This is a genomic window from Vibrio sp. K4, assembly GCF_051122595.1.
GTDB classification, from domain to species: Bacteria; Pseudomonadota; Gammaproteobacteria; order Enterobacterales; family Vibrionaceae; genus Vibrio; species Vibrio owensii.
This window is the reverse complement of record NZ_CP178578.1, coordinates 1,223,653-1,249,942: the sequence shown is the minus strand read 5'-3', so window position 1 is coordinate 1,249,942 and position 26,290 is coordinate 1,223,653. Positions and strand designations below refer to the sequence as shown.

Annotated in this window: 26 protein-coding genes; 9 read left to right on the top strand and 17 right to left on the bottom strand. The window is 45.1% G+C overall.

Annotated elements, in window-relative coordinates; genetic code table 11:
• Positions 1 to 7: 7 nt before the first annotated feature.
• Together ACLIIY_RS23270 and ACLIIY_RS23265 are read right to left on the bottom strand one after the other, a co-directional pair.
• Positions 8 to 544 (bottom strand): cytochrome oxidase biogenesis cluster protein, encoded by a 537-nt coding sequence (locus tag ACLIIY_RS23270; protein WP_171357769.1) that lies wholly within the window; start codon positions 542 to 544, stop codon positions 8 to 10.
• On the bottom strand, positions 541 to 1,308 hold the full coding sequence (locus ACLIIY_RS23265) for an SURF1 family protein (RefSeq protein ID WP_434528579.1): 768 nt from the start codon (positions 1,306 to 1,308) through the stop codon (positions 541 to 543). Before ACLIIY_RS23265 ends, ACLIIY_RS23270 begins: the two co-directional genes overlap by 4 nt.
• Between ACLIIY_RS23265 and ACLIIY_RS23260 the strand changes: the two genes are divergently transcribed.
• Positions 1,307 to 1,543, top strand: a complete 237-nt coding sequence (locus ACLIIY_RS23260) for a DUF2909 family protein (RefSeq protein ID WP_165935408.1) — start codon at positions 1,307 to 1,309, stop codon at positions 1,541 to 1,543. The two genes, ACLIIY_RS23265 and ACLIIY_RS23260, sit on opposite strands and share 2 nt — an antisense overlap.
• Positions 1,544 to 1,545: 2 nt before the next feature.
• Here ACLIIY_RS23260 and ACLIIY_RS23255 read toward each other — a convergent pair whose 3' ends face one another.
• The 4 genes from ACLIIY_RS23255 to coxB are packed head-to-tail and all read right to left on the bottom strand — an operon-like array spanning position 1,546 to position 5,869.
• Complete coding sequence (locus tag ACLIIY_RS23255) at positions 1,546 to 2,430, bottom strand: cytochrome c oxidase subunit 3 (RefSeq protein WP_009706156.1); 885 nt, start codon at positions 2,428 to 2,430, stop codon at positions 1,546 to 1,548.
• An 11-nt stretch (positions 2,431 to 2,441) separates the two neighbouring features.
• Positions 2,442 to 3,047, bottom strand: a complete 606-nt coding sequence (locus ACLIIY_RS23250; RefSeq protein WP_394611954.1) for a cytochrome c oxidase assembly protein — start codon at positions 3,045 to 3,047, stop codon at positions 2,442 to 2,444.
• Positions 3,048 to 3,068: 21 nt separating this feature from the next.
• Entirely contained in the window at positions 3,069 to 4,709 is a 1,641-nt protein-coding gene (ctaD, locus tag ACLIIY_RS23245; RefSeq protein WP_039841460.1) for a cytochrome c oxidase subunit I, read from the bottom strand.
• Positions 4,706 to 5,869: a cytochrome c oxidase subunit II gene (gene coxB, locus ACLIIY_RS23240; protein ID WP_434528578.1), complete on the bottom strand. Its 1,164-nt coding sequence runs from the start codon at positions 5,867 to 5,869 to the stop codon at positions 4,706 to 4,708. Before coxB ends, ctaD begins: the two co-directional genes overlap by 4 nt.
• A 329-nt stretch (positions 5,870 to 6,198) precedes the next feature.
• Between coxB and ACLIIY_RS23235 the strand changes: the two genes are divergently transcribed.
• A complete protein-coding gene (locus ACLIIY_RS23235; RefSeq protein WP_434528577.1) occupies positions 6,199 to 7,893 on the top strand; it encodes a phospho-sugar mutase in 1,695 nt (564 codons plus the stop codon).
• Positions 7,894 to 7,995: 102 nt separating this feature from the next.
• Here the strand turns inward: ACLIIY_RS23235 and ACLIIY_RS23230 are convergent, their stop codons facing one another.
• Both ACLIIY_RS23230 and ACLIIY_RS23225 read right to left on the bottom strand, forming a co-directional pair.
• The gene (locus ACLIIY_RS23230) at positions 7,996 to 8,415 is read right to left on the bottom strand and encodes a GNAT family N-acetyltransferase (RefSeq protein WP_122070917.1); all 420 of its coding nucleotides are present in this window, start codon (positions 8,413 to 8,415) and stop codon (positions 7,996 to 7,998) included.
• An 88-nt stretch (positions 8,416 to 8,503) separates the two neighbouring features.
• The gene (locus ACLIIY_RS23225; RefSeq protein WP_020194801.1) at positions 8,504 to 9,136 is read right to left on the bottom strand and encodes a LysE family translocator; all 633 of its coding nucleotides are present in this window, start codon (positions 9,134 to 9,136) and stop codon (positions 8,504 to 8,506) included.
• Positions 9,137 to 9,386: 250 nt separating this feature from the next.
• On the opposite strand from ACLIIY_RS23225, the gene ACLIIY_RS23220 reads away from it, so the two are divergent.
• The 3 genes from ACLIIY_RS23220 to ACLIIY_RS23210 all read left to right on the top strand — a co-directional run bounded on the left by ACLIIY_RS23220 (position 9,387) and on the right by ACLIIY_RS23210 (position 11,337).
• Positions 9,387 to 10,214, top strand: a complete 828-nt coding sequence (locus ACLIIY_RS23220; RefSeq protein ID WP_045414646.1) for an AraC family transcriptional regulator — start codon at positions 9,387 to 9,389, stop codon at positions 10,212 to 10,214.
• A gap of 71 nt (positions 10,215 to 10,285) precedes the next feature.
• Positions 10,286 to 11,029 (top strand): AzlC family ABC transporter permease, encoded by a 744-nt coding sequence (locus ACLIIY_RS23215; RefSeq protein WP_434528576.1) that lies wholly within the window; start codon positions 10,286 to 10,288, stop codon positions 11,027 to 11,029.
• Positions 11,026 to 11,337: an AzlD domain-containing protein gene (locus ACLIIY_RS23210; protein WP_434528575.1), complete on the top strand. Its 312-nt coding sequence runs from the start codon at positions 11,026 to 11,028 to the stop codon at positions 11,335 to 11,337. Before ACLIIY_RS23215 ends, ACLIIY_RS23210 begins: the two co-directional genes overlap by 4 nt.
• An 8-nt stretch (positions 11,338 to 11,345) precedes the next feature.
• On the opposite strand, the gene ACLIIY_RS23205 is transcribed toward ACLIIY_RS23210, so the two are convergent.
• Positions 11,346 to 11,960, bottom strand: a complete 615-nt coding sequence (locus tag ACLIIY_RS23205) for a fumarylacetoacetate hydrolase family protein (RefSeq protein WP_078609790.1) — start codon at positions 11,958 to 11,960, stop codon at positions 11,346 to 11,348.
• Positions 11,961 to 12,166: 206 nt separating this feature from the next.
• Positions 12,167 to 13,192, bottom strand: a complete 1,026-nt coding sequence (locus tag ACLIIY_RS23200; protein ID WP_009706167.1) for a porin — start codon at positions 13,190 to 13,192, stop codon at positions 12,167 to 12,169.
• 568 nt (positions 13,193 to 13,760) lie between these two features.
• On the opposite strand from ACLIIY_RS23200, the gene ACLIIY_RS23195 reads away from it, so the two are divergent.
• The 3 genes from ACLIIY_RS23195 to ACLIIY_RS23185 all read left to right on the top strand — a co-directional run bounded on the left by ACLIIY_RS23195 (position 13,761) and on the right by ACLIIY_RS23185 (position 16,651).
• Positions 13,761 to 14,729 carry a porin gene (locus ACLIIY_RS23195; RefSeq protein WP_005435562.1) on the top strand — a complete coding sequence of 323 codons (969 nt, stop codon included), beginning with the start codon at positions 13,761 to 13,763 and terminating at the stop codon, positions 14,727 to 14,729.
• 405 nt (positions 14,730 to 15,134) lie between these two features.
• The gene (locus ACLIIY_RS23190) at positions 15,135 to 15,974 is read left to right on the top strand and encodes a DMT family transporter (RefSeq protein ID WP_045483398.1); all 840 of its coding nucleotides are present in this window, start codon (positions 15,135 to 15,137) and stop codon (positions 15,972 to 15,974) included.
• A gap of 62 nt (positions 15,975 to 16,036) precedes the next feature.
• The gene (locus ACLIIY_RS23185; RefSeq protein WP_005435560.1) at positions 16,037 to 16,651 is read left to right on the top strand and encodes a glutaredoxin domain-containing protein; all 615 of its coding nucleotides are present in this window, start codon (positions 16,037 to 16,039) and stop codon (positions 16,649 to 16,651) included.
• A 67-nt stretch (positions 16,652 to 16,718) separates the two neighbouring features.
• Here ACLIIY_RS23185 and ACLIIY_RS23180 read toward each other — a convergent pair whose 3' ends face one another.
• From ACLIIY_RS23180 to ACLIIY_RS23170, 3 genes are all read right to left on the bottom strand, one after another.
• A complete protein-coding gene (locus tag ACLIIY_RS23180) occupies positions 16,719 to 16,853 on the bottom strand; it encodes a hypothetical protein (protein WP_009706169.1) in 135 nt (44 codons plus the stop codon).
• Positions 16,854 to 16,987: 134 nt separating this feature from the next.
• Positions 16,988 to 17,335, bottom strand: a complete 348-nt coding sequence (locus ACLIIY_RS23175; protein ID WP_005435558.1) for a hypothetical protein — start codon at positions 17,333 to 17,335, stop codon at positions 16,988 to 16,990.
• Between the two features lie 123 nt (positions 17,336 to 17,458).
• Positions 17,459 to 18,649, bottom strand: a complete 1,191-nt coding sequence (locus ACLIIY_RS23170) for a multidrug effflux MFS transporter (RefSeq protein WP_045483401.1) — start codon at positions 18,647 to 18,649, stop codon at positions 17,459 to 17,461.
• A 111-nt stretch (positions 18,650 to 18,760) separates the two neighbouring features.
• Between ACLIIY_RS23170 and ACLIIY_RS23165 the strand changes: the two genes are divergently transcribed.
• Entirely contained in the window at positions 18,761 to 19,648 is an 888-nt protein-coding gene (locus tag ACLIIY_RS23165; protein WP_020194793.1) for a LysR family transcriptional regulator, read from the top strand.
• A 187-nt stretch (positions 19,649 to 19,835) separates the two neighbouring features.
• Here the strand turns inward: ACLIIY_RS23165 and fhuB are convergent, their stop codons facing one another.
• The 4 genes from fhuB to ACLIIY_RS23145 all read right to left on the bottom strand — a co-directional run bounded on the left by fhuB (position 19,836) and on the right by ACLIIY_RS23145 (position 26,114).
• Positions 19,836 to 21,830 carry a Fe(3+)-hydroxamate ABC transporter permease FhuB gene (fhuB, locus tag ACLIIY_RS23160; protein ID WP_434528574.1) on the bottom strand — a complete coding sequence of 665 codons (1,995 nt, stop codon included), beginning with the start codon at positions 21,828 to 21,830 and terminating at the stop codon, positions 19,836 to 19,838.
• Complete coding sequence (locus tag ACLIIY_RS23155; RefSeq protein ID WP_434528573.1) at positions 21,830 to 22,783, bottom strand: iron-siderophore ABC transporter substrate-binding protein; 954 nt, start codon at positions 22,781 to 22,783, stop codon at positions 21,830 to 21,832. Before ACLIIY_RS23155 ends, fhuB begins: the two co-directional genes overlap by 1 nt.
• 91 nt (positions 22,784 to 22,874) lie before the next feature.
• Positions 22,875 to 24,998 carry a TonB-dependent siderophore receptor gene (locus ACLIIY_RS23150; RefSeq protein WP_434528572.1) on the bottom strand — a complete coding sequence of 708 codons (2,124 nt, stop codon included), beginning with the start codon at positions 24,996 to 24,998 and terminating at the stop codon, positions 22,875 to 22,877.
• Positions 24,999 to 25,205: 207 nt separating this feature from the next.
• Positions 25,206 to 26,114, bottom strand: a complete 909-nt coding sequence (locus tag ACLIIY_RS23145; RefSeq protein ID WP_434528571.1) for an AraC family transcriptional regulator — start codon at positions 26,112 to 26,114, stop codon at positions 25,206 to 25,208.
• Between the last annotated feature and the right edge of the window lie 176 nt (positions 26,115 to 26,290).

Genomic DNA, 26,290 nt, shown 5'->3' with positions numbered 1-26,290 from the left:
TCTCTCCCTAACCTACACGTGATAACTTCAATAGTTTTCGTAGATCCGCCAAAACGTCTTTACTTAACTGCACCAAATCCTCGTTGGCTTCCGGTGTATAAGCCATCACAAGCTGCCCTAATGGATCAACGATCAACATTTGCCCTGCTTGGACTTTTTCCGACAACGAATCATTCATTTGCATCACCATCATCGTTTCGCTCGTACTTTCTGACGGCTTTGATGTCCAGATAACTGGGACGACTCGCTCTTGGTACTTGCCCAACGCAATATGACTCTGCTGCATGAGGTGAAGTTGTTGCTGACACTGTTCTTGGCAATCAGAAGGCAACACATAGGCCAATTGCCACCCTTTTTCACTCAGAGGCGATGTCTGCCCCAATTGTTCAAATGTGGTATAGGGCTCCACCAACTCACCTCTATTAGTCACACCCGTTTCATACCAGCCTTGACTAAGCACTACTTTTGCAATAATTGCCGGGAGGGCAAAAAGAACAATGAGCGACAACAGTACAATTCTTCCTCTCGTGACCGCTGATGTCATACTTCACCTCCTTGTGAGCGTGAACTTTTGAACCATCGAATGAAGATCATCACCGTGATAAGCAGAAATACACCCGCCATAGCAAACCATTGAAAGGAGTAACCAAAATGCTTAGCACTGGTTAATGGCAAAGGATTCCATGGGAAAGAATACGGCCATCGGACTAAATTGTTTGGCTGTACGACGGTCGGCATTAATTCGACATTGAGTAACTGGCTCAGTTGATTGATGTTGAGGTTTTGGACGCGTATCGTATCGCCAACTTCTGCCATCAAGTCAGAACTCAAAGGGTTCATCGATTTACGATATAAACGCCCAGTAACCTCGTAAGGAGCTTGTAAAGTTTCCACTTTAGGTAGCACAGAGCGTGAAGCTCCCCCTTTGACAAACCCTAACTCTAGGAGGGTCAATGTGGTTGGGTCTTGGGTCAAGGAAACGACTTGAAACGCTAAATAACCCACTGCCCCTTCATACGTCTGGTTATCTAAAAGGATGACCGGAAGTGCCTCCGGAGTCACATTGGCTTTCACCTTAATGCCAATCACACTCTCCTCACGCCAATCATTGTTCTCCAGTACAGCGCGCATATCCTGATAAGGTGCATTCACTCTTGCCAAAATAGCTTGCTCTAAAAGCTGCTTTTCGTTACCACGTTCGAGCTGCCAGAAGCCCAGTTTGACCAATAGAGAAAACACGACCACAGTTAAACAAACAGCAATCCAAACCCATTTCGATAACATCAAAAACGAAACCGGAGGTGCCATGTCCACCGTATTTCTGTTCAAATTAACGCTTGTCCTTTTGCTGCTTTTCATCATCTTTAACCTCGCAAAAGCGCTTGTCGAAATGGTTCGCGAAGACCCTGAGGACTCATCGAAAAAAGGCAAACCAATGAGCCATTACCTCGGTCGTCGTGTCATGTTTTCTGCGTTAGTCGTGATACTCCTTCTCATTGCTCTAGGGGCTGGATGGATCGCCCCTAACCCTCGTCCTTACTAGTTTTACAGGACATAAACAAAAACAAATAAACACAGCCAAACCACATCTACAAAGTGCCAATACCAGCTGCCCGCTTGGAACGCAAAATGGTTTTTAGGTGAAAAGTGATCCTTGGCGATGCGAAACAGCAATACGATGAGGAAAATGGTACCGAGGCACACGTGCAAGCCATGAAAGCCCGTGAGCATAAAGAAGGTATTGCCATAAACGCCCGATTGCAGTGTCAGACCAATATCTTGATAAGCATGAGCATACTCAACCGCTTGGTAATAGAGGAAGAAACCCGCTAAGACGATGGTGATCTCCAACCAGACAATCAGCGCCGTTCGCTTATCTTGTTCTAAGCTGATGTGTGCCATATGTAACGTAATCGAAGACAATAGCAGCAAAATCGTATTGGTTAATGGAATGCCTTGCCACGGCATTGCTTGAGTCGTATCACCACCCGGCGTGGTAGTGAGCGGCCATATCGCCTCGAAAGCTGGCCACAGCACTTCATGAGTCATGGCATTGTTATCTGCGCCACCTAACCAAGGCACAGAAATCATTCTTGCGTAGAACAGAGCACCAAAGAACGCACCAAAGAACATGATTTCTGAAAAGATGAACCAGCTCATCCCTTGTCGAAATGAACGTGTAATTTGTGCGCTGTACTTTCCGGTAAGGGATTCGGTGATGACGTTACTGAACCACCCGGCCAACATGTAAAGCAAAAACAGCATACCAACCGCAAGAATAATGCCGCCTAGCGTCCCAACCGCACCGTCACTTTGAGTGCCTTGAACGGTCATTCCTGCACCGACAGCGACAAGGAATAACGCAAATGCCCCTACAATAGGCCAACTGCTTTGTGCGGGAACATAATAGGTATCAGGCTTGTTACTCATGAGTTCTCTCCTTACAGACGCGCTTTGGTTTGAGGCGTTAAGGTCTGTTTATCACTCCCTGAGAGGCTAGCTGTCGAAGACTCGCCCGATTGAGGAGGAAATTTGTAGAGTGTGTAAGACAAGGTCAATGTATGAATTGAATCCGGCACGTCCGGCTCAATGTAGAAAATCAAAGGCATACTCGCTTGTTGTTTACCTTCCAATGGTTGTTGGTTAAAGCAAAAACACTCGATCTTATTGAAGTAAGCCGCACCAGTACCCGGCGATACGGAGGGCACAGCTTGACCTACTAAATTTTCACCGCTTTGATTAAAAGCAAGATATTCCGTTTGAATCACTTCGCCGGGATGAACATCCATGGATACAACTTTTGGTTTGAATTCCCAAGGCATGTCTGGACTGACGTGCGCCATAAATTCCACACGAATCGTTCTGCTGATATCCGCTTGCATGCCTGTTGGTTGAATCGCTGCGACCTCACTGGTTTTACCGTTAATACCCAATGCATCGCACATAATGTCGTAGAGTGGTACTAAGGCAAAACCGAAGCCGAACATCATTGCTGTCGCTAACAGCAACTTGATAGTGAGTTTCTTATTAGATGAATTACCTTGCATCTCGCTCACCTCACTCTTTTCTTAGTCGACTTTTGGCGGCGTTGTGAACGTGTGGTGTGGCGCTGGACTTGGTACTGTCCACTCTAGACCCTCTGCTCTCTCCCATGGCTTGGCTGGTGCTTTTTCACCACCACGGATGCATTTAATCACTAGCCACAAGAAGATCAGTTGAGAGAGACCAAAGGCAAAGCCACCTATCGATACGATTTGGTTTATGTCAGCAAACTGGATGGCGTAATCGGGAATACGTCGTGGCATCCCGGCTAAGCCCAAGAAATGCATTGGGAAGAACAGTACGTTAACCGAGATGATGGAACACCAGAAATGCCACAGACTCAGCTTGTGGTCATACATATTGCCTGTCCACTTCGGTAGCCAGTAATACGCGGCCGCCATAATCGAGAACACCGCACCAGAGACCAAGACATAATGGAAATGCGCAACAACAAAGTACGTATCGTGGTATTGGAAATCCGCAGGCACAATTGCCAGCATCAAGCCGGAGAAACCACCTATTGTGAATAAGACAATAAAGGCGATGGCAAATAACATCGGTGTCTCAAACGTCATTGCACCTCGCCACATGGTCGCCACCCAGTTAAACACCTTCACCCCAGTTGGTACCGCAATCAGCATGGTGCAATACATAAAGAAGAGTTCAGCGAAAACCGGCATCCCCGTGGTGAACATATGATGCGCCCACACTAGGAATGAAAGCAGCGCAATACTACAAGTCGCGTAAACCATCGAATGGTAACCGAACAGTTTCTTACCACTAAACGCAGGAATGATTGCCGAAACAATACCAAACGAAGGCAAGATCATGATGTACACCTCTGGGTGACCAAAGAACCAGAAAATGTGTTGGAACATCACTGGGTCACCGCCACCAGCGGCATCAAAAAAGCTGGTACCGAAGTATTTATCGGTCAAAACCATGGTCACCGCACCAGCTAGTACGGGCATCACAGCTATCAGCAAGAACGCCGTGATTAGCCAAGTCCAAACAAACATTGGCAACTTGAACCATGTCATGCCCGGTGCTCGCATATTTACGATAGTCACGATGACGTTGATGGCACCCATGATGGAACTGATCCCCATGATATGGACTGAGAAAACAAACAACGCCGTACTGTCAGGGCCGTAGGTTGTAGAAAGTGGCGCGTAGAAAGTCCATCCGAAATCAGGACCACCACCCGGTAAGAACAAAGAGCCGATCAAAATGAGGAAAGCAAAAGGTAAGATCCAAAAGCTCAAGTTGTTCATTCGTGGTAACGCCATATCTGGAGCGCCAATCATCATTGGGATCATCCAGTTCGCTAAGCCGGTAAACGCAGGCATGACGGCACCAAATACCATCACCAAACCATGCACGGTCGTCATTTGGTTGAAGAACTGAGGGTCAACCAACTGCAAACCCGGTTGGAACAACTCAGCGCGAATGATCATCGCCATCGCACCGCCAGTGAGGAACATGGCAAAACTAAACCATAAATAAAGCGTACCGATGTCTTTATGACTGGTGGAATAAAGCCAACGCGCTAGCCCTTTTGGTGCGTGATGATGATCGTGGTCATCTTCGATCGCAATGGTGGTGTTTGCGGTAGTTTGCGCCTCTGCAGGAGCAGACTTCACCGCTTTTTCAATTGGCTTACTCATATTTCCTCCTTGGCACTTTCTTGTGCCTTAAAGGCGTTAACATCAGATGCTTGAACGGTATCGCCGGTGTCATTTCCCCAAGCATTACGTTGATAGGTAATTACAGCGGCAATTTCTTGATCGCTAAGTTGGTTAGCAAAAGCTTGCATTGCGGTACCAGCTCGTCCGTTCACTAATACGTCGATGTGAGCCATAACCGGGCCTTTAGCTATTTCGCTGCCTTTAATAGCCGGGAATGCGCCCGGAATGCCTTCACCATTCGCTTGATGACACACGGCACAACGCGCGGTGTAAATCGACTCACCTTGTCCCATCAAGTCTTCCATTGAAAGGTCTTGTGTTAATGCTTCTTGTGCAGCCGCTTTTTGTAATGCAAGTTCTTGTTTCTTATCTGCCATCCATTGGTCGAAATCGTCTTCCGCCATCGCATGAACGACAACCGGCATAAAACCATGTGCTCGACCACAAAGCTCTGCACACTGACCGCGATACACACCCGGTTCGTCAATCTTGGTCCAAGCTTCATTGATAAAGCCTGGAATCGTATCTTTCTTAACTGCGAAATCAGGCACCCACCAAGAGTGGATTACGTCATCAGACGTCATTAAGAAACGAACTTTACGGTTGATTGGTAAAACGAGCGGATTGTCCACTTCGAGTAAGTAGTGCGCCCCTTTCGCTTCGATGCCATCAATTTCTTTCTGGCTGGTAGCAAGCAGGCTGAAGAATTCGACGTCCTCTCCGAAATAGCTGTAATGCCACTTCCATTGGGAACCCGTGATCTTCACAGTGAGGTCAGACTGACTGGTATCCTCCATCGCCACCAACGTTTTTGTGGCAGGAATCGCCATGGCAATGAGGATAATGACGGGGATGATGGTCCAGATAATCTCCACTTTGGTGCTTTCATGGAAATTTGCCGCAACTGCCCCTTTTGACTTGCGGTGTCGGAAGATGGAATAGAACATCACACCAAACACCACAAAGGCGATGGCACAACAGATGTAGAAGATCAGCATATGTAATTCATACACTTGCTCACTGATCCCTGTGACACCTCTCGTCATGTTGTAATCGTTTTGCTCTGACCAACTGTACGAAGAAAATGTGATAAAAATCACATTCGTTAATAAGGCTAGAGTAGTCGCTAATCTTTTCAAAAGATCTCTCCTCTGCTCAGCCGCTGCGCTTGCGCGAGCTTCCTTGTTTCCCGATGCAAATATCGAACAAATTTACAAAAAATCACAAAAACTACGATTTCAATGCACTTTGTTATATTTATGTTAAAAGGCTAGTTATAGTTCAATAGTTCTTCAAGAAATAAAATGTGAATAAATTCTGTACAGAGAGAAAAATAAATTCGGTTTATCGATTGCCCTCTTTGAAATGTAATTGAGAATCATTTACATTAATAAAAAGAAAACATTGGGACACTTTCCTGATAAAAGTGTCTAAACAAGTAGGCTCCCCCTGCTAAGGAAAGATGAATATGACAACACAAATTACTCAATGGCTAGCACGAGATCCTGACCCAAAAACTCGTGAAGAGCTTCAGCACCTAGTCGATGCGAATAACGAACAAGAACTGACAGATCGATTTGGCTCACGCTTAGCATTTGGTACGGCAGGTCTGCGCGGTAAAGTTGGTGCTGGTCCAAATCGCATGAACCGTTTGGTGATTCAAGAGACAGCAACTGGTCTCGGTCACTATCTGATTGAACAAGTGAAAGACGCATCGTCTCGTGGTGTTGTTATTGGTTACGATGGCCGCCCAGATTCACAACAGTTCGCACACGATACGGCTTCCGTACTTACTGCTTTAGGCATCAAGGTTTACCTAACCTATAAAGTAGCGGCCACACCAATTGTTGCTTTTGGTGTTCGCGAGTTAAATGCAGCAGCAGCTGTGGTTGTTACCGCAAGCCATAACCCGCCTGAGTACAACGGCTTTAAAGTTTACTGGGAAAATGGCGCGCAAATCATTCCACCGCACGATTCAGGTATTGCTGCAAAAATCGATGAAGCAACAACAGAACCGCTTCCTCTGATGTCACTGGACGATGCGAAAGAAAAAGGTTTGTTAGTTTGGCTCGAAGACGAGTACTACCAAACATACCGCAAAACAATGAACGACAATACCTTGCTAACACCGGACAGCAACACAGATATCTCGATTGTTTACACGGCAATGCACGGTGTTGGTGCGGACATGGCAGAAACGTTACTCGCAGACGCTGGCTTTAAAAAAGTCGCAAGTGTTCCAGAACAGCGCGAACCGGACGGCACGTTCCCTACCGTAAACTTCCCGAACCCGGAAGAAGCAGGTGCAATGGACATGGTGATGGCGCTAGGTAAATCTGTCGATGCCGACATTGCTTGCGCGAACGATCCTGATGCAGACCGTTTTGCTGTGGCTGTAAAACGCCCAGATGGCGAATATCAGATGCTAACGGGTGACCAAGTGGGTTCATTGTTTGGTGACTACTTACTGCAAGCTCAACCAAACGCGCTTGTTGGTAATACCATTGTGTCTTCTCGCCTATTGAGCAGCATTGCTAAAGCACACGGTGCAGAATACTACCAAACGTTAACTGGCTTTAAATGGCTAACCAACGTAGCAATGACACAAGAGACAGAAGCAAATCCGTTCCTATTCTCTTACGAGGAAGCACTGGGCTACACGGTAGGCAACAAGGTTTGGGATAAAGATGGCCTGTCAGCGCTGGTAGCTTTCTCTCAATTGACAGGTAAATTGAAAGCACAAGGCAAAACGCTGTGGGATAAGTTAGAAGAGTTATACCGCCAACACGGTTTCTACTTCAACGCGCAACGCAGCATTGCGCTTGACCCTAAATCACCACCAATCGGTGACAAGCTTCGCGCAAACCCACCGACAGAGATCGCGGGTAAACGTATCGAAGTGACCGAAGATCTGAAGTCATCACTTCGCTTTGTGACCGATGGTCCAACAGAAGCGATTGACTTGCCTGCAAGTGACGTATTGGTTTACCACCTAGAAGACAAATCACGCGTGATTGTTCGCCCTTCAGGTACTGAACCGAAGTTGAAGTGTTACTACGAAGTGATCAGCGACTTCCCAGCAGAGATGGATTACGCGCAAGCTAACCAAGCAGCAGAAGCGAAGATGAACGCATTGATCGAAGCACATCAACAAAGCTTGTAATTCGGGTTTGATACATCGATTCTGTAACAACAGCAAATAACAAATCGCAAATAGTAAAGGAGGCGCATCGAGCGCCTCTTTTTTTGTTCAATTCAAACCAAATCAAGCAATCTGTTTTTGCAGGAAATGTTTATCAATGCCTGCTACTGGGTAACCTGAGTACTGCCCTACTTTTTCAAAACCCAATTTCAAGTAAAAATCGAGTGCTTGAAAGCTATAAGTATCGAGATACAAGTGCGTCACCCCATGTGGCTTCACTTGCTCTTCCAGTAAGGAAATCAGTTTGCTTCCCAATCCCGAAGTGCGTGCCTCTGCATCTACCCAAAGATATTCAACGAACACGGTGTTATTGAACATCTCTCCCGTAAGTCCACCAATTACTTTGCCCTCGTCATTACGGGCAAAACAGCCGATGGCGTTTACATCACCATCCGGTAAATGCATGCGGTTGTATGCTCGGATGCCATCACGGATAAAATCGAGATCGTTTTGTTCTGGATTGAGTTTAAATTCAAGTTTCATACTGCCACTCCTTGGAAATCAGTGTGATACTAAAACAAAAAGCCAGCGAGTGCTGGCTTTTGTTTAAAAATCTGATTGTTCCTACACACTACATAGCGAAGCTACTGAGCATCCACACCGCAAGGATCACGAACACCAAGCCCATCAGTTTGCCTTGGTACATGCGGAATTTATCGTTTTCCAATAACCCTTTACCTAATGTCCCCGCCAATGCAACTAACAAAATATTGAATAGCAAGCCTAATACGTTTAGCAGCAAACCAAGTGCGAGCATTTGCTCACCCGACGATGCGGTAATGTTGCTAGAGACGAACTGAGGTAAAAACATCACGAAGAACACCAAGGCTTTCGGGTTCAGCAGGTTACTCATCAAAGCGCGTTGATAGTAAGTCGATGCCATTTTGTTTTTCTGGTCCAGCTCTGGTGCAGCAGAAACGTCCGCTCGTAGACAGTCCCAGCCCATTTTTAGCAAGTACGCGCCCCCCAGTAGATGAAGCACTTTTAATGCGATGGGGCTCATTGCAATCAAGGTTGACACGCCCATTGCGGCCAATAAGGTTAAGATCACACCGGATGTCGCGTTGCCCAAGCTCGCAAACAGACCAACTTTCTTACCATAGCTCATGCTAGAACTGGCAATCAGCAACATGTCAGGTCCAGGTAACAAAAGAAGTGCAACAACAGCAGTGAGATAAACAGGGAGTACAGATAAATCGATCATGGTGGAACTGGCTTTCTAAAACAGGCGGCGGATCTTATACCAATGAATAGATAACAACCAGACCAAATATCTAACCAAGGAGTAAAATTCAGAAAATAGAAAAGGTTTAATGTTCAATTTAAAAACAATTAACCTTTTTGGTGTTTATTTTTAATACCGATAGCAATTTTGTACAAAAATAAGCAGGATGGATCCGGTAGACTCCAAATGATGTGATGCCACGATTAATGCTTGAGCAGTTCGGAACGAGATGAAAGAAAAGAATAAGGAAATCGCGACTTTTAAAATTGCTCAAGAGCTCGGTGGCTTGGAGCTGCTCGACGCAAAGTACGAAAAACAGAATTTCTCTCGCCATAGCCATGAAGGCTACACCATAGGTGTGATTGAAAAAGGCGCGCAACAGTTCTTTCGTACTGGCGGCAACCACATCGCACCGCAAGACAGTATCATTCTTGTCAACGCCGACGAGGTGCATAATGGTCATTCAGCGTCAGAAGGCGGTTGGGAATACAAAGCCATGTATCCCGTACCTGAGCAGTTTCAAACGCTTGGGGAAGAACTTGGCGCACCCAATGTCGCGCTGCCCTACTTCCCCCAACCTGTCGTTTACGATCCAGAGCTCGCAAACCAACTGCGGTTAGTGTTCGATACTCTAGAGAAGTCCGATAACCGCTTATTAAGAGAGACACTTGTCTACGGTACGTTGGTCAAACTTGCCAGCAAACACAGTACACATCGAGCCCCGCTTCAAGATGCGACCAAAGCGCAAAAGCAAGTACATCTGGTCAAAGAGTTTCTTGAAGACTTTCCTCAAGCCGATGTCTCTTTAGAAGAACTGGCGAAATTAGCGGGATTAAGTCCTTTTCATTTGTTGCGTGAGTTTCAAAAGCAGTTTGGTTTCCCACCGCACGCATTTCAGATTCAACAGAGGCTCAGAATGGCGAAAAAACTGCTCAAGCTAGGACAAAAGATTTCCGACGTTGCTCAAGAGTGTGGCTTTCACGATCAAAGCCATTTGCATCGTCACTTTAAAAAAGCCATGGGCGTAACGCCTGGGCAGTACATCAAGCATTGTTAGCAATTTTGTACAAGGCAGCGTGCTGAGGTCAGCCTACCTTAACAGCATGTTTTTCTATTTAAGTTGAAGTTATGGATACTACTTTGCCAACTCATCAAGACTCAAAATCCTCACTCTTTTTACAAGGCACCATCGCAATGATGCCATTGAGCATTGCTGTATTGCCTTGGGGATTACTAGCCGGCTCATTTGCCATTGATACTGGCTTACACCCTTTGGAAGGTCAGGCGCTTTCCGCCATTCTGTTTGCAGGCTCAGCACAGCTCGTGGCTATGGGGATGATTAAAGCAGGCGCTGGCTTGACGACTATGTTGCTGACTACTTTTTTTATTACCTCTCGCCATTTTCTTTATAGCGTTTCAATGCGCAGTAAAATTTCGCCATTGCCATTAAAGTGGCGTCTTTCACTTGGCTTCTTGCTCACTGATGAGCTATTTGCCATCGTCGGGCACCAATCCGATAAACAATTTGATCGATGGTACGCCCTAGGCGCTGGATTAAGCTTTTATCTCTTCTGGAACTTCGCAACGCTTGCTGGCATCGTTGCCGGCAGTTTGATACCTGAATTGAATGAGCTCGGATTGGAATTTGCCGTTGCTGCCACCTTTATCGCGATTGTGGTGCCAACGATAAAAAGCATTCCCGTGTTATGCAGTGTGTTGGTGGCATTAGTTAGCTCAGTGGCGCTGAACTACTACCAAGTGGAAGGGAGCTTGATGTTCGCGAGCATTCTCGCCATGTTAACGGGCTATTTTGTAGAACAATTTACGACGAAAGCACCAAACATTGAGAATACACCGAAGGAGCGCCAATGATCTTTTTGTCTATCTTAGCCATGACAGCCTTGGTGTTCACCAGCCGTTATCTGTTCTTAGAACCGAAATTACCGCTTAGGTTGGGGGTAAGAACTCAGAAAGTATTGAGCTACGCAAGCCCTGCAGTACTCACCGCAATTTGGGCTCCAATTGTGTTTATGCCAGAGGGTGAACTTAGCGTCACATGGCAAAATCCATTCCTATTGGCAGCTCTATTAGCTGCTGCGATTGCGTACCTCGCCAAGAATGTCTTGCTCACCACCATAGTAAGTATGGTCGCGTTCTTATTGCTTCGAATTTGGTTGTAAGCTCACGACTAAGCAGCTACCCACTCAATCTCTAACAAGGTGATGTCTCCACACTTCAAACGCCCAAGGAAGACATCGCCTTGATGCACTTCTCCCACGCCCTTTGGTGTGCCTGTCATCACGAGATCGCCATCTTCTAGTGTTGTATAGCTCTTCAGCTCATCGAGAATACTAACTGGTGGGTAAAGCATCTGTTTAACGTGCCCTTTTTGAACATGAACACAGTTAATCAAAAGCTCTAAGTTGAGATCGTCTATATCGACACCTTGAAGAGAGTGGAATCGACTGAATACCGCTGAGCCGTCAAACGCTTTGGCGCGCTCCCAAGGTAACCCTTTTTCTTTGAGGGTAGATTGTAAGCCGCGTTTGGTCAGATCTAAGCCGAGCCCAACCGCACTGTATTGACCATTTTTGATCACAAAACAGATTTCTGCTTCGTAATGCAAAGGCTCTTGATGGAATGCGATGAGTTTGGTTGAAACGGAAGTCGCCGGTTTATTAAACACAACCATTTGTTCTGGCATGGCATTATTAAGCTCTTGAATATGCTCAACGTAGTTACGTCCAACACACAGAACTTTACCAACTTTGACTTTCTTCTCTTCAACCTGAATGACGCTCATTGCTCTTCCCTGCAAAACAAAACGCACATGATAATCTAACTGATTGACTTGCCCACACTAGTTCCCACTCTGGAATGTTAAAAACAAGACATTCAGCCCGTTTTTCTCTTGCACTCTTCAAGGCGAAACTCTTTCGTTTATCAAACACTAGATATGAAAAAAGCCAGCACGAAGCTGGCTTTCATAGTAACTAGGACAGGTTACTATTATAGGTAGTAACGAGCACCAAGTGCCCATTTGTCGTCTGTTTTACGATCGTTAGCATCGTTTAGGTCGAACTGGTAACCAGCGTAACCAACAAACTTAGAAGTGAAGTTGTATTCAGCTTGAACAGCCATCTCTTCACGTGCAGTTTCAGTTTTGCTGCGGTTAAACTCTTTACCTTCAACCATTTCGTAGTTGATGCTTAGGTTTAGGCTGCTTGGTAGAGCGTATGCTAGTAGTGCTTCGTACGCATCACTTTCTACAAGGCGAGCGCCGTTTGTGCCAAAGTTCATGTTCTCGTTTGAACCGTAAACTGCTGCAACGTATAGGCCTTGACCGTATGAACCGTATGCCGCAGATACTAGGTGAGATTCAGCAGATTGCTTGCCTACAAAGTTTGCTTGTTGGATATCACCACCGTTGTAGGTGTAACCGATTTTCGCGCCCATGATTGCGTAAGAAAGTGCAACTTGCATACGATCATCGTATTCAGCGCCGTCTTCTTTAGCACCTTGCCAACCTAGACCGAAGTTGATTGCACCAGCTTCACCTAGCTCGATTGCGTTGCGGTAAGAAAGCATCTTGTCCGCACGACCAGTACCTAGAGCACCGTGGTCATCGTAGATAAAGTCGTTCGCAAACGCGATTGGCATATCAGCAACACCAGCTACGTCGTAGTAAGGTGCCCATTGAGTACCACCAACTGCACGGCCGTATACGTCGTGAGTTAGACCTAGGTAGCCAAGACGAGTTGTGAAAGAGTTGTCGCCACCGTCTAGGTAGTTAAGAGCCCACTCACCACGAGCGTCAGCTGTGAAGCCGTTGCCTAGGTCTTGAGTTGCTGTGAAGTTGATACGTGGAGAGTTAGTACCTACATCTGTGTCGCCTTGCTCAGAACCGTTTAGGTTAACTGAAACGTGGCCACCGATAGAGAAAGTAGTGCCGTCGTTGTTGTAAAGCTCCACTGCTACTGCTTGTGTACCAAATGTTGCTGCTGCGATCGCTGCTGCTAGGAATTTTTTGTTCATTATAAAATCCGTGTATTTATGCATTAGTTTATAAGTCAGTCTTATACAAAAGTGGATTGGGGCATCTCTTCCACCAATGTCGCGTCACTTTTGCTTAACAACTGCTAATCAATGTATTTCAGAAGTTCCCAAGAGCAGAGTGAAAAGATGTAATAAAAAAGAAAAATGGCAAACGTTGAGCTCGAATCAATACACAAATTTGGAAAACAACACCTAAATACAGAAACATTTTGTTACACCTATGAAGAAACACCAAGCATAAGTTATTGTTAAACGGTCAGATAGTCGAATATTTAAGAAACCCAATGTTACATTTCGGGTAAAGAAATATGATTAGGAACTTTTTTAAAAACACACTGTCAATTAGGTAAGACAGAAACATCAAAAAAGATAAAAAGCCCTTTCCTCTTATTTTCATGAATAGGAGCTCATTCATGCATTTGAAATAAAAATGCAATGGAATCATAACTTAACAGAAATCTATCTTTCATTTTCGCGGTTTACCTTAAGCCTCATCGACACAAATCGAGCAAGTAAGCTCATCGATTACAACTAGGGTAATAAGAAAATGAAAAAGGCAGCACTAACTACTGCAGTTCTAACAGCATTGGTATCATCACCATCTTTCGCAGCAACAGTTTACAAAGACGACGGCACTGAATTAAAAGTTGGTGGTCGTGTTGAATTTCGTGGTGACTTCATCGGTTCAGACGGTGCTGAAATCGATGGCTCTATGGAAGATGCATCACGTGCACGTCTAAACCTAAAAGGTAAGACAGACATCGGTAACGGTCTTTCCGCTTTTGGTGTTTACGAAGCGGAACAAAAAACAGGTAAAAGCGAGTTTAAAAACCGTTACATGTACGCTGGTGTGAGTGCTGATGCAGGTGATTTTTCGGTAGGTCGCCAAGACATGGCTGCTGTTATCATCTCTGATATGACGGATATCACTGAGTTCTCAGGTGTTCAACAAGTTATTGATTCATCTTCTGATAAGCAAGACAGCGTATTCGCTTACCGTGGCGAATTTGATGCTCTACAAGTTCAAGCAACTTACCAAGCTAACTCTGGTGACAGCCAAGACAAATACGGCATCTCTGGCCTTTACTCTCTACCAATGGGTCTAGACCTAGGTCTTGCTTACTCTGGTGGCGATGTAGATAAAGATAACTCAGAAGACCAAATTCTTGGTGGTATCGCTTACTCTCTAGAAAACCTTTACCTTGCAGGTACATACTCACAAGGTGCACTAGATGATTCTGAAGACTTCACCGCTTACGAAATTGCAGCAAGCTACAAACTAGCAAGCAAGTTCACTGTTGTTGGTCTTTACACATACCAAGAAAACGATCCAAATGGTGGCGCAAAATACGATGCTCTTGATGGTTTTGAGCTAGTTGGTTACTACAAGCTTAACAGCAACTTCCGTACTTACCTTTCTTACTACATGAACCAACTCGACGAAGAGAAGGATGCAGAAGGTAAAGTGATTCAAGGCGAAGACACACTACGTCTAGGCGTACGTTACGACTTCTAATAAAAACTTGTCCTAATAGCGAGTCTTTTGGCCGGCACTATTGTGTCGGCTTTTTTGATCGCATTAACTAACAAAGAACTTGCCCTCTTTTAATGCACCAAATCCCGAAGTTAGTGCATTTCCTCTAGTTTATCTTAAGCAATACCGATCTAGTCCTTTAAAATCAATAAATTAAAAGTTGGCACACTAGCTGCAATATTTAGATCGAGCAAATGCATGGCAGCGTTTGTGCTTCTCGTTCTTTGTACCTACTTCGGTAGGCACGTCCTTTGAATTGGTAATGTCGCCTCCCTCTGGGAGGCATTTTTTTATTGGCTACCCACAGATTAGGACGTATGATTCTGATAATTCTTTAAAACCGGAAATATCCAATTGAATCATCATCCTGTCCAAGGGGCATCTTGGATGCTTACCGCAGGTTTGGCATTCGCCATCGTCAATAGTTTTGCTCAAGTTGCGAGCATTCACTTTGGTGTGTCATCCACCACATTTGCACTCTTCCAGTACGCCATCGCATTTTTCGCTATCTTGCCTTACTTGCGAACCTTAGGTATCCGCCAATCTCTGCGCACGAATCATTTTGGTTGGCACGCATTACGTATCTTCTTAGCGGTTATTGGCATTCAACTTTGGTTGTGGGCGCTCGCTTACCCCGTCCCGATTTGGCAAGGTATTGCGTTGCTAATGACCTCCCCTCTTTTTGCTACCGTTGGCTCAGGCCTGATTCTTAAAGAGAAAGTGGGAGTCGCTCGTTGGATTGCGACACTAACGGGCTTTATTGGCGCGATGATCATCCTTGAGCCATGGTCAGACTCCTTCACATGGGCAACCTTGCTTCCTGTTGGCGCAGCGTTTTTCTGGGCTTCTTATTCTTTGATGGTGAAGAAACTATCAGTGAACGATCCTCCTTCCACTATGGTGGTCTATCTGCTTCTACTGATCACACCATTTAATATCCTGCTCGCCGTTCCTACTTTCGCGATGCCAGAAGGTTGGAGTATCTGGGGCATTTTGGTTGCTGCAGGTGTACTGACTGCTCTTGCACAGTGGGCGGTTGTTAAAGCTTATGCCGTAGCGGACGCCTCTTTTGTACAACCCTTTGACCATGCAAAGTTACCGCTTAATGTGTTCGCTGGCTGGTTAGTGTTTAACTGGGTTCCACCGGGTCGATTATGGCTTGGTGCCGCAATCATTATCGGCTCGATTGCTTTCATTACTCATTGGGAAGCAAAAAAAAGAAAGTAATTTGAAAGAAATATTTGGGTTTTGGGTTCTATATTTTCAGGAAAGGAAATGAGGAGCATCTTATGACACAGCCAATCAAAATTACATTGTATCGTTGGGCGGGAAGCTGGGGTCCGTTTAAAGTAAACATCCCATGTGGCGAATGCACACTAACAAAAGACATTCTTGCAGATACGTTTGAGAACGAATTAGCAGACGTACCTGTCGAGCTTGAAGTGAAAGATTGGTTGTCTCACTGGTGGGAACCGTTGAAGCTTGGTGCTTGGCACGCCCCTATCCTAGTTGTTGAAGGCAAAGTCGTCAGCCAAGGGGAAGCGCTAAACAGAGGTGTGCTTGTTCAGTCTGTTATTGCTGAATGGACCAAACGAGACCAACTTCAAGGCAACATCGTTTATGGTAAAGCGACCTGCCCTTACTGTGTAAAAGCCAAAAAACTGCTTGATGAAGCGGGTGTGGAATACAAATACCATGACGTTGTAAAAGACAGTGCAGCACTTTATCGCATGATCCCAGAAGTAAAAGCGATCATCGGAGAGAAAACTCCAGTCACTGTCCCACAAATTTGGTTAGATGGTCAGTACATCGGAGGCGCCGATAACTTGGAAAAGTGGTTAGCGGAAAAGGGATTGGATAGTGTGCCAGATAACGTGGTTGAGATCCCAAGCCAAACAGCTTAGGGCTCCGAATTCAAAAGCCGATACCTAGAATGCAAAAAGCCCCGACATGATGTCGGGGCTTTTCTTATTAATTCGCTAGCTTTTTCATAACGCGAGCAAACATAGAAGGCTTTTTCTTCTTCGCTTTACCGTAAAGCGCTTTGTGCATCGCATCTTTGGCAATCATTTGGCCAAAGTAAACACCACCAAGTTCGTAACCCATGACCTTCTCCTAAGAAGTAATTGACTGGTTTATGTTGTAATTTTACACCATAAAAACCACAAAACAAGACTCAGGTCACAATTATTTTGTAATTTACTTACAGAATTTTTTATCCTAGCGAATCAGAACGGTAATTAACGCTTAGGCTGTTGGTAGGTTTTACCTGCTGCTTTGTACGTGTCTTTTGGTTTGATCTCAAAGAAAGTCTCAAAGAACCAAGCTGCGAATTTGATCAGGTGATCACCTTCATTCATTACATGTTCAACGAATTCTTTCTCTTCACCCGATTCATCGGCTTGAACCGTGATGTGGTAGATACGTTTTTCGCCTTCTACTTCAGCAAGACCAAATTGACCAGTCAGTGATTCAGCCGCTTGCGCCACTTCCTCTTCCTCACACGCTTTTAATAGCTCTAGCGCTTGAGGCAGGTTTTCTTTTTGACAGATTTCTTTTAGCAGTGCTTCAAATTCGTTTTGTTGCATGATTTCACCTAACGATTAACGGGTGTTGTCGAACGCTCACTTCCATAAGCCAAGTGTAGGTAACGACACAATAATTGGTTGCGCATTTTAGAGAGGAGCTTAAATGCTTGCAACCAGATTTAACTATGAACGTTCCGGTTGAACCAAGCCACTTGAAGGCGTACGAAACTGCCCGAACAGCAGAACAACGCAAGAAATAACGGCGACTAAAACGTAGAACACACCTAATTGATGTTGAGTTGTTACCCAACTTTCAACGAGGTAACCACCAAACAAACCTGCCAAACACATCTGGATAGATCCTGACAAAGCAGACACAGCGCCGGCTTGCTGCTTGTGTGGAGACAATAAGAGGCTAATTGACACAGGAAAAGACATCCCTTGTGCAAAGCTCAAGCAAGTGAACGCCACCAATAACGACACAACGTTGAACGGCAAACAAAGTAACATAACGCCAGAAGCCGCGACGATGACAAAGCTCATCAGTAAAATCTGCTGTTCTTTATAGCGTGAGTTGATGAAGTTGAGCACCAAACTGCCCATCAATAAGCCAGCCGAAGGCACAATCATTAGTGTTCCGTAATCTGCAGCGGTTAATCCAAGCTCTTGTTGCATCAAAAATGGATAAAGAGACAAAGTAACCAAAGCAGATAAGTAGCTAAGCCAGTTGTAGCTTGCGCTGCCAATCACTTGTTTATTGGTCAGTAATTCAAGGTAGTTCAACATTACACGTTTTGGTTCAAAGCGTCGCTTGGGATACGGCAGCGTTTCATGCAATACAGCGAAGCCCAATGTAAAAATAGCTAGCAGATAAACAAGCACGAACACAAAAACCGCATGCCAACTGATGTGATAGGCAATCCAACCACCAAACAAAGGAGCGACTATCGGCATCACGGACGCGGTTACTGATATGTAAGAAAGCGCTTTGGTTAACTGCGCCCCATCGTAACTATCACGCAAGACGGATCGTCCCAGCACCGAGGCACTACCCGCCCCAAGTCCCTGCAACAAACGTCCGGCTTCAAGGGCAACAATATGATCAGCAAAAACAATACAAATGACCGTACCAATCAAATAGACGCTCTGCCCCAAGAGAAACACCGGTCTTCGTCCAATGGCATCCGACAAAGGCCCATAAAACAACTGCGAAACACCGAAACCAACAAGGAAAAGAGTCACTAAGTTTTGAACGGTATGCTGTTGCAAAGCGAGGTCATGACTGATCAGAGGCAAAGAGGGAAGATAAATGCTGACGCCTACTTGACCAGTCGCGATGATCATCATCGCCAATAATAATGGTGTTTTACGCAATATACCCTCCTTACAACATGACAGTTTCACGACAGACAGTGTATATTTGTTACTCAAAGATGATAATCAACCAAAATGGAAAGGGATTATTTCCCCTGAGGATGGAATTGAATGGATTGGATACAGAGTGTTAATAGCTACATTCGCGTTGTTGAAGAAGGCAGTTTCAATGCAGCAGCGCGTAAACTCAATACCACCAGCTCCGCCATCAGCAAACGTATCCAATGGTTGGAAGATAAGATCGGCGTCCAATTACTAAAACGAACGACGCGCTCCATTAGCCAAACCGAGGCAGGCGCTTTGTTTTACGAGCGCGCTAAAGTGCAACTCGACTCTTGGCAGTCCGTACTCGACGAAACCCGTTCCGTTAACCAATCTCCTGCAGGGCTCCTCAAAATTGGTGCTACGCTCGCCGTCGGCTCTAAGTTCTTGGTGCATTACCTTGATGACTTTCTGGAAAAATACCCAGACATAAAGCTGCAATTGATTACAACCCTACCCGGTCAAATACCTGAACTCAGTTTAGATTTGTTCATCAGCCGAGAGTTAGAGCAATTGAATTCGCTTAGCTTTAAAGCCAGCCCTCTGTTCGAACATAAGGCCCAGTTTTATGCGGCGCCGAGTTACCTAGAGAAACATGGCACACCGCAAAGTGTTGAAGAGCTGTCACAGCATAACGTTTTGATTTGGGGAGAAAAGCCCGTAAGAGAAATCAAGACTAATCGTGGGAAACGCATTAGCCTTTCAGGGAATTTCGCCACCACTAATCCAGAAGCTCTGTTTCACGGCGCAAAACGGGGCATGGGCATCTTGCTATCAAACAACGTGATGATAAAAGAAGACCTGAGATCCGGGGCTTTAGTGCCGATTCTTCCAGACATCACAGCTGATGAAGCTACCGTCTATGCGTATTACCCTAAGCTCGATTACCAACACACTCGAACCCAGCTCTTCTTGGACTACTTAAAGAGTCGTTTAGAAGAAGAAAAGCGCGCTTAATCTGATTACGCTTTGGTTGCAAAAGCACTGGGGAATCGCAAGCGTGCGTTGGTCTTTCTTGAGTGCTTTTGAGTGATAGATAAGAAGTTATCACTTTCCTCACTCTAAAAGAGCCAACGCACCAAATCATACTAAGAACAAGGTTCGCTGATATTTGATGACAAAAACCTTCAGCCTACTCACAAGCCTACGAATTTCGGGATTTCAGCAACAAGAAGATGAAGTAGCTGCCACCGATAATAGAAACCAACGTGCCTGCCGCAAGCTGAGCTGGGAAAACAACCACTTGTCCTAACCAGTCGGCGAACAACATTAGTGCCGCACCAATCAAAAACGATAAGATGATCTGTTCTCGAACCAAGCGCGCACCAACCATCGCTGCAATATGTGGGGCCAGTAACCCAACAAAAGCAACCGGCCCCATGGTGGTTGTCACCATCGAACATAAAATCGCGACAATGCACAACAGAGCGACATAGGCGGTGTTGATGTTCAACCCTCTTGCACTGGCAAACTGACGACCAGTAGCAATTAATGTCACCCAACGGCTCAACAGTAAAGCAACACCAATACAAACGGTTATCACGATAGCCATGATCGTTGCCGCATCAGGTTCAACACGATAAGTAGAGCCAGCTAACCAAGCCAACAAGGTGTACTTCCCTTCCCCTACTCGCGTTAAAGAGAATTGCACTAAAGCCTCCAACACTGCGGTCAGCGAGATACCCGTCAGGATAAGAATCGAGGGTGCAAACTGATGCTTCTTACCGAGGAACAACAGCGAACACAGTGCAACAGCGCTGCCCAAAAACGCAATCCACGGGCTTAGTGAATGAATCGAGTATCCCATAAACAGGCTACTGAAAATCAACGCTAAAACAGCACCCGCCGACACACCGAGGATGTCTGGGCTCGCAAGTGGGTTGTAAACCAACCGTTGTAAAATCACACCAGCGACAGCGAGACCGCCACCAGCAAATATCGCAGTTAACATTCTAGGCCAGCGGATTGACCATTCAAACGCGTCTGGAATTGCAAAGTAGCCCATATCAGACGCCGGTTGTGACAATGTACTTAACGCCAGCAAACCGAAGATCATGATGAACAACAAGAAATAAGCCAAAGATGAGATAGACTTTGGACCTTTCGGCATAGAGAAAAACATTTGATCTTGGGCAGACATTTGTTTGCGGGCAATAATGATCAAAGCCGGAGCCCCAATCACCGCGGTTGCCGTTCCTGTTGGAATCATATCCAAAGACCATTGAGCTAAGAATATAGCCAGACTGTCGGTCACACAGAGTAATAGTGCGCCTAACGCACAGCTTGCAATGAGTTCTGATTTCGCCTTTAAAAAGCCCAAGTGCCTCGCAATATTTGGGGCAATCAAACCAATAAAACTGATAACACCCACCGAGGTAATCGACACTGAAACCAACCACACACCGATTGCCATTAGCACGAAAAAGGTTGTACCTATGTTAAGGCCACGCGCAGCCGCTCCTTCCGAACCAATCGAAAGCAACGTCAAAACCCTCGGCGCCAACAGAAAAATAGCAAAGATTGGCAGTAACTTAGGCATTAACCAAAGCACTTGTTCCCAACCGTTTTGCCCAAGATCGCCAGCTCCCCATACAAACAGGTTTTGTGCGTACTGGTCGTTAAGTAAGATAATCGCGGTCGCAAATGCGCCTAACAGTAAGTTAACCGCCATACCTGCCAAAACAATTGGCAAACCACTCATATTTTTGATGCCAACAATGGAAACAATTAGCCCCATTGCAAGCAAAGCCCCGACCAGCGCAAACCAAACTGAATACTGAGCCACCAACATCGGCGCGACCACATTTAGAATGACCAGACCAAGCCATGCACCGGACGATGTACCTAAGGTAAGCGGAGACATCATGCGATTCTGTGTTAGCTGTTGAAACAGGCTACCTATAGTGCCAAGTGTTCCACCAACCAAAATCGCCATTACCAAACGAGGCAAGTTTACATAGGCTAACGCCATTAACTCGAATGAATCATCGACCATTCGTTCGAACGAAGCGGTGTCGCTAATCTGTGAGATTTGCCGGAACAACTCATCAACGGGACCAAATTCAGACTGACCTAGCCATAAATGAACAGAGGCGGCGAGCAATAACACCGCCCCCATCATCAAACCACCGAATCTCATTACTGCTCCGCGAGCTTCAACAACGATTGCGCCATAGCTTCAGCGTTATACAAAATCGACATCGCCCCGCCGTAACTCCAACTTGCGTCTACTGAGCTAAATTGGCCATTACGCACGAAAGGCATACTCTTCCAAATTGGGGATTGATTTAACTTGTCTTGGTATGGGAAAGGTTCGAAGTAAAGTGCAATGCCATTCTTCACCTTCTTAAGCTCAGTCATACGCTTTTGACTGATCCCCCACTGACTCGCAGGAAGATCCATTGCATTTTCAAAGCCTAACTGCTCAAGCGCATATTGCGGGATCGAGTTATCACCGTAAATGTACACCGAAGTGGTGCTGGCAAAACGGAATGAAGTAACTTTCGGTTTATCACCTGGATACGCCTTGGCTAACTCAGCCTTTAGAACAGCAATACGGGTATCCATCGCAGCCAGTTTATTGTTCGCTTGTTCTTCTTTGCCAAGCAATTGAGCTATCTTCTTAAAGTTCTCGATAGCCGCCGCCGCGTTGCTATGCTGCTCACTATAAGTTTGGTAATAAAGTACTGGTGCGATTTCAGAGAGTCGCTCTTGAAGATCTTTCTGAGGCGAAGCAATAAGAATCACATCAGGGTTAAGCTTCTTAAGTGCAGAAAAGTTAGGCTCTGTTCGAGTGCCAATATCCGTCACACCTTCTGGAATCGCAGGTTGCACAACCCAATCACTGTACCCTGCAATATCAGGCACCGCGACCGGTGTTACGCCTAGTTCGATCACTTGCTCTGCTATATCCCAGTTCAGTGCCGCCACTCTAACGGGTTGAGCTTTAATAGTCTTAACACCTTCACTGTCTTCGACTTGGTAATCCGCCATCGCATTAAACGATAAAGCGCTCGCTAAAACAGACAGAGTGAGTTTTGTATTCAAATTTTTTGCTTTATGAAAATGGGAAGCGATTGATTTTAAGCTCATATATTTGCCTACTTAATCTAAATTCGATATTTGTTCAAACGACAAAAGCAGCCGAATTAAGGCTGCTTTATTAGTGATATTCCTAACTTAGTTAGAACTCATAGTTCACACTAAGCTCGATAGATTGCTCTGCACCAAACCAGCAATTCGATTGGTCGTAACACGCGTAATACTCTTCGTTGAAAATATTGTTCACGGCTAGGTTCGCTGTTGCACCAGATAGCGTATCGCTGGCTGCCCCTAAATCGTAACCTACAGACAAATCAACCACCGTGTAAGACGGAACTTTGCCTTGTGTATTACTCGCATCCATTTGCATTTCGCCAACGTAACGAGCACCTACGCTGAATCGAGAGCCCGTTAGCATGCCGTTAAATACGTTGTAGTTCGCCCACATATTAGCTGTGTGTTCAGGTACATAAATTGGCGTCGTGCCTTCTAAACCGTTGTTAGAGTCTTCCGTAATTTCCATGTCAACATACGTATATGCTGCGGTAATATCGAAGTTCTCTGTCGCGAACCAGCGTCCTGATAGCTCTGCACCTTGTGATACCACTTCACCCACTTGGATTCTTGGGCCATAAACGTTTGTTGGATCTGTCATCAACATGTCTTCTTTCACAATATGGAATAGAGAAACCGTTGCTTCTTTCGACATATCATCAGACAGGTATTTCACACCAATCTCTGCTTGCTGTGCTGTCTCTGGATCAAATTCATTACCAGCTTTATCAACACCCGGCGCTGGTTCAAAGCTCGTCGCGTAACTTGCAAAAGGTGCTAAGCCATTATCAAACTGATACAAAGCCCCTAAACGGTAAGTAAACTGTTTATGATCAGATTCATGCGCGTAGTAATCACTCTCTGATTTGTAATGGTCAAATCGTGCGCCAGCAATCAGTACTAATGCATCTAAACGGATTTGGTCTTGCAGGTAAAAGCCCAGTTGGCTTGATGTTGTGTCATCTAGATATTCACCCATTTTAGTTACATCGCTACGGTCTAATAGATCATTGTTCGGGTTCAATGGATCAAAGCTATTAAAGCCACTGCCATTCGCAATGTAAGACGAGTAGTTAACATTACCGTCTAAGTCTTGGTAATCTAGGCCAAGCAATAGATTGTGTTCGACAGACCCAACATTGATGATGCCGCTCAGTTGGTTATCAATAACAAAGCCTTTGAAGCTCTCATCCGTTGAATACAAATAACGATCCAACTTATTCGGCGTGCTTGGGTCGTAACTCACATGATAAGTGTTCTCTTGGTATAGAGACGCATCGGTGTAACGAGCATTCTGTAAGAATGTCCATTTATCATTGAAGTCATGGTTAATCTTATAACCAACCATCAACACTTCACGTTCCAATGTATTCCAATTCTTATCACCCATCGAAACGGATGGATCGCTTACTTTCAGAACATCTAATGGCATTGCCGAGTTAATGCCCATTGAAGGATCTTTTTGGTAGTAAAGGTTAAAGTTAACTAATGTACTGTCAGTTGCTTGCCAATCCACTGAGGGAGCAATTAGGTATCGCTCTTCTTCTGCATTATCAACTTGGCTATCTTGTTTACGAGCAAGCGCGATCAAACGGTAAGAAAAATCACTGTCGCCAAACTGACCAGTGGTATCGATAGAAGCTTCCTGTAAATTACGTGATCCCGTCGCAACGCCAACCTTAGTAGATTGCTCTGTTTGCGGGGCTTTCGCGATCATATTCACCATACCACCCGGTGGCATTGCACCATAAAGTACAGAAGTTGGTCCTTTAAAGATCTCGACTTGCTGCATTGCAATCGGGTCAATCTGTGGTTGTAGGTTCCAACCATTTAAGAATTGAAGCGAAAGACCATCGTAGTAGTTAACGTTGTTGGTCGCAAAACCACGGATAGAGTACGAATCAAACATGGCTACCGAACTACCACGGTTTTCAGTTACAACACCCGGAGCATAGCGAAGGGCTTGATTCAAAGATTGAACACCTCGTTGCTCTAACTGTTCTTCATCAATAACGGTAATACCCTGAGGCGTTTCTTCTGGCTCAAGTGCCGACTTAGTTGCGGTATTACGGTAAGCTTTTCCTAAAACAGTGATAGTTTCTATATTCGAATCTGTCGCTGTAACAGCTTCTTCTGCTAAAGCCTGCGTGGAAAATGCAGTCAACAACGCAACTACCAGTGATGAATACTTAAAACGAACGTGAGTGGTCATGATTCCCTCGGTACCAATGCTTAACTTAAATAATAATAAATCTCATTTGCATTGTATGTATCTATAAAAGGGATAATTAACAATTTGGTGCAAATTCCAAAAGAACTTGGCCAATTTTGAGAAGAGTTAGGTCAATTGATGATTAAAAATACAATTAACCTTATTGATTGAGAGGCTTTGCTGGGAGTGCGCAGGAAGAAGATATGACTACGATTTAATAATAGGCACCCAGTATTCCATGATGGCATCTGCGGCATTAGATTTATAGGCTGATGGGTACACTTCAAGTTCGTAACCGTCGACACCTCGATAACCAGATTTCGGCAACCAATTAAGTACGAACCAACTCAGAGTGTATCGAAGATTCTCAATCGGACCACAGTGCTTAACCACTGCGTAGGTTTGTTTAGGAACGGATAAGACCTCTAATTTATCAGAGATAATGCTTGGCAATTGAGGGATTGAGATTTCGTCTTTAAGTTCGACCCCAGCCCAATAGTGGATATTCGTACCATCAAAACTCGATTGAGTAAGGTCGACAACGCCAATAAATTGAAAGGCATTCTCATCAGGAAGCGTCACTTCTCCTTCTAAACGCGACCACAGTTGAGGGACTTTCTGGGCAAAATCTTGCGTCAGTGAAAACAAACCACTGATTTCTGAGGTAATCCCCTTAACCAAGAAAGGCTCTCTTTCGTCGATACGCACATTAACGAAACTTAGCGCGCCCTTTTCTTCAGCGCTTACCGTTTCAGACACTTGTATCGGCTTTCTTAGCCCTACTCTTTTTCCCGCTTTTCTGTACTGACTAGGGCTTGAACCAAACATCTGCTTAAACGAACGGCTAAAACTAATTTCTGAATTGAATCCGAGTCCAAGGGCGATATCGATCACTCGCTCTTTGCTGTCCAACAATTCTTCAGCCGCTTGGCTTAACTTAAGTTCTCTCACGTAGTTTGCAACAGTCAGCCCGGTTTCAGCCTGAAACACCCTTTGCAATTGCCATCGTGACCAGCAACTCTGCTTCGCAATATCCTCTAATGATAGTGTCGAGCTGAGGTTCGCATGGATATAAGCCAAAACGCGGCTGATACGGTCAAATGCAGGTGTGTTCATAGTCAAGCAATCAAATTCTCGGTAGTGGTCATAACGTATTAGATGTCAGAGATACTTTTATCATTTAAAGGCGCTTTTATCACTTAAAAATGGCTAAAGTGCACCCAATTCATCCTTAGCTCTCATTGAAATTTCGCCGAGGAGATGCCCCATTTTGTATGGTTATCATCGATAAG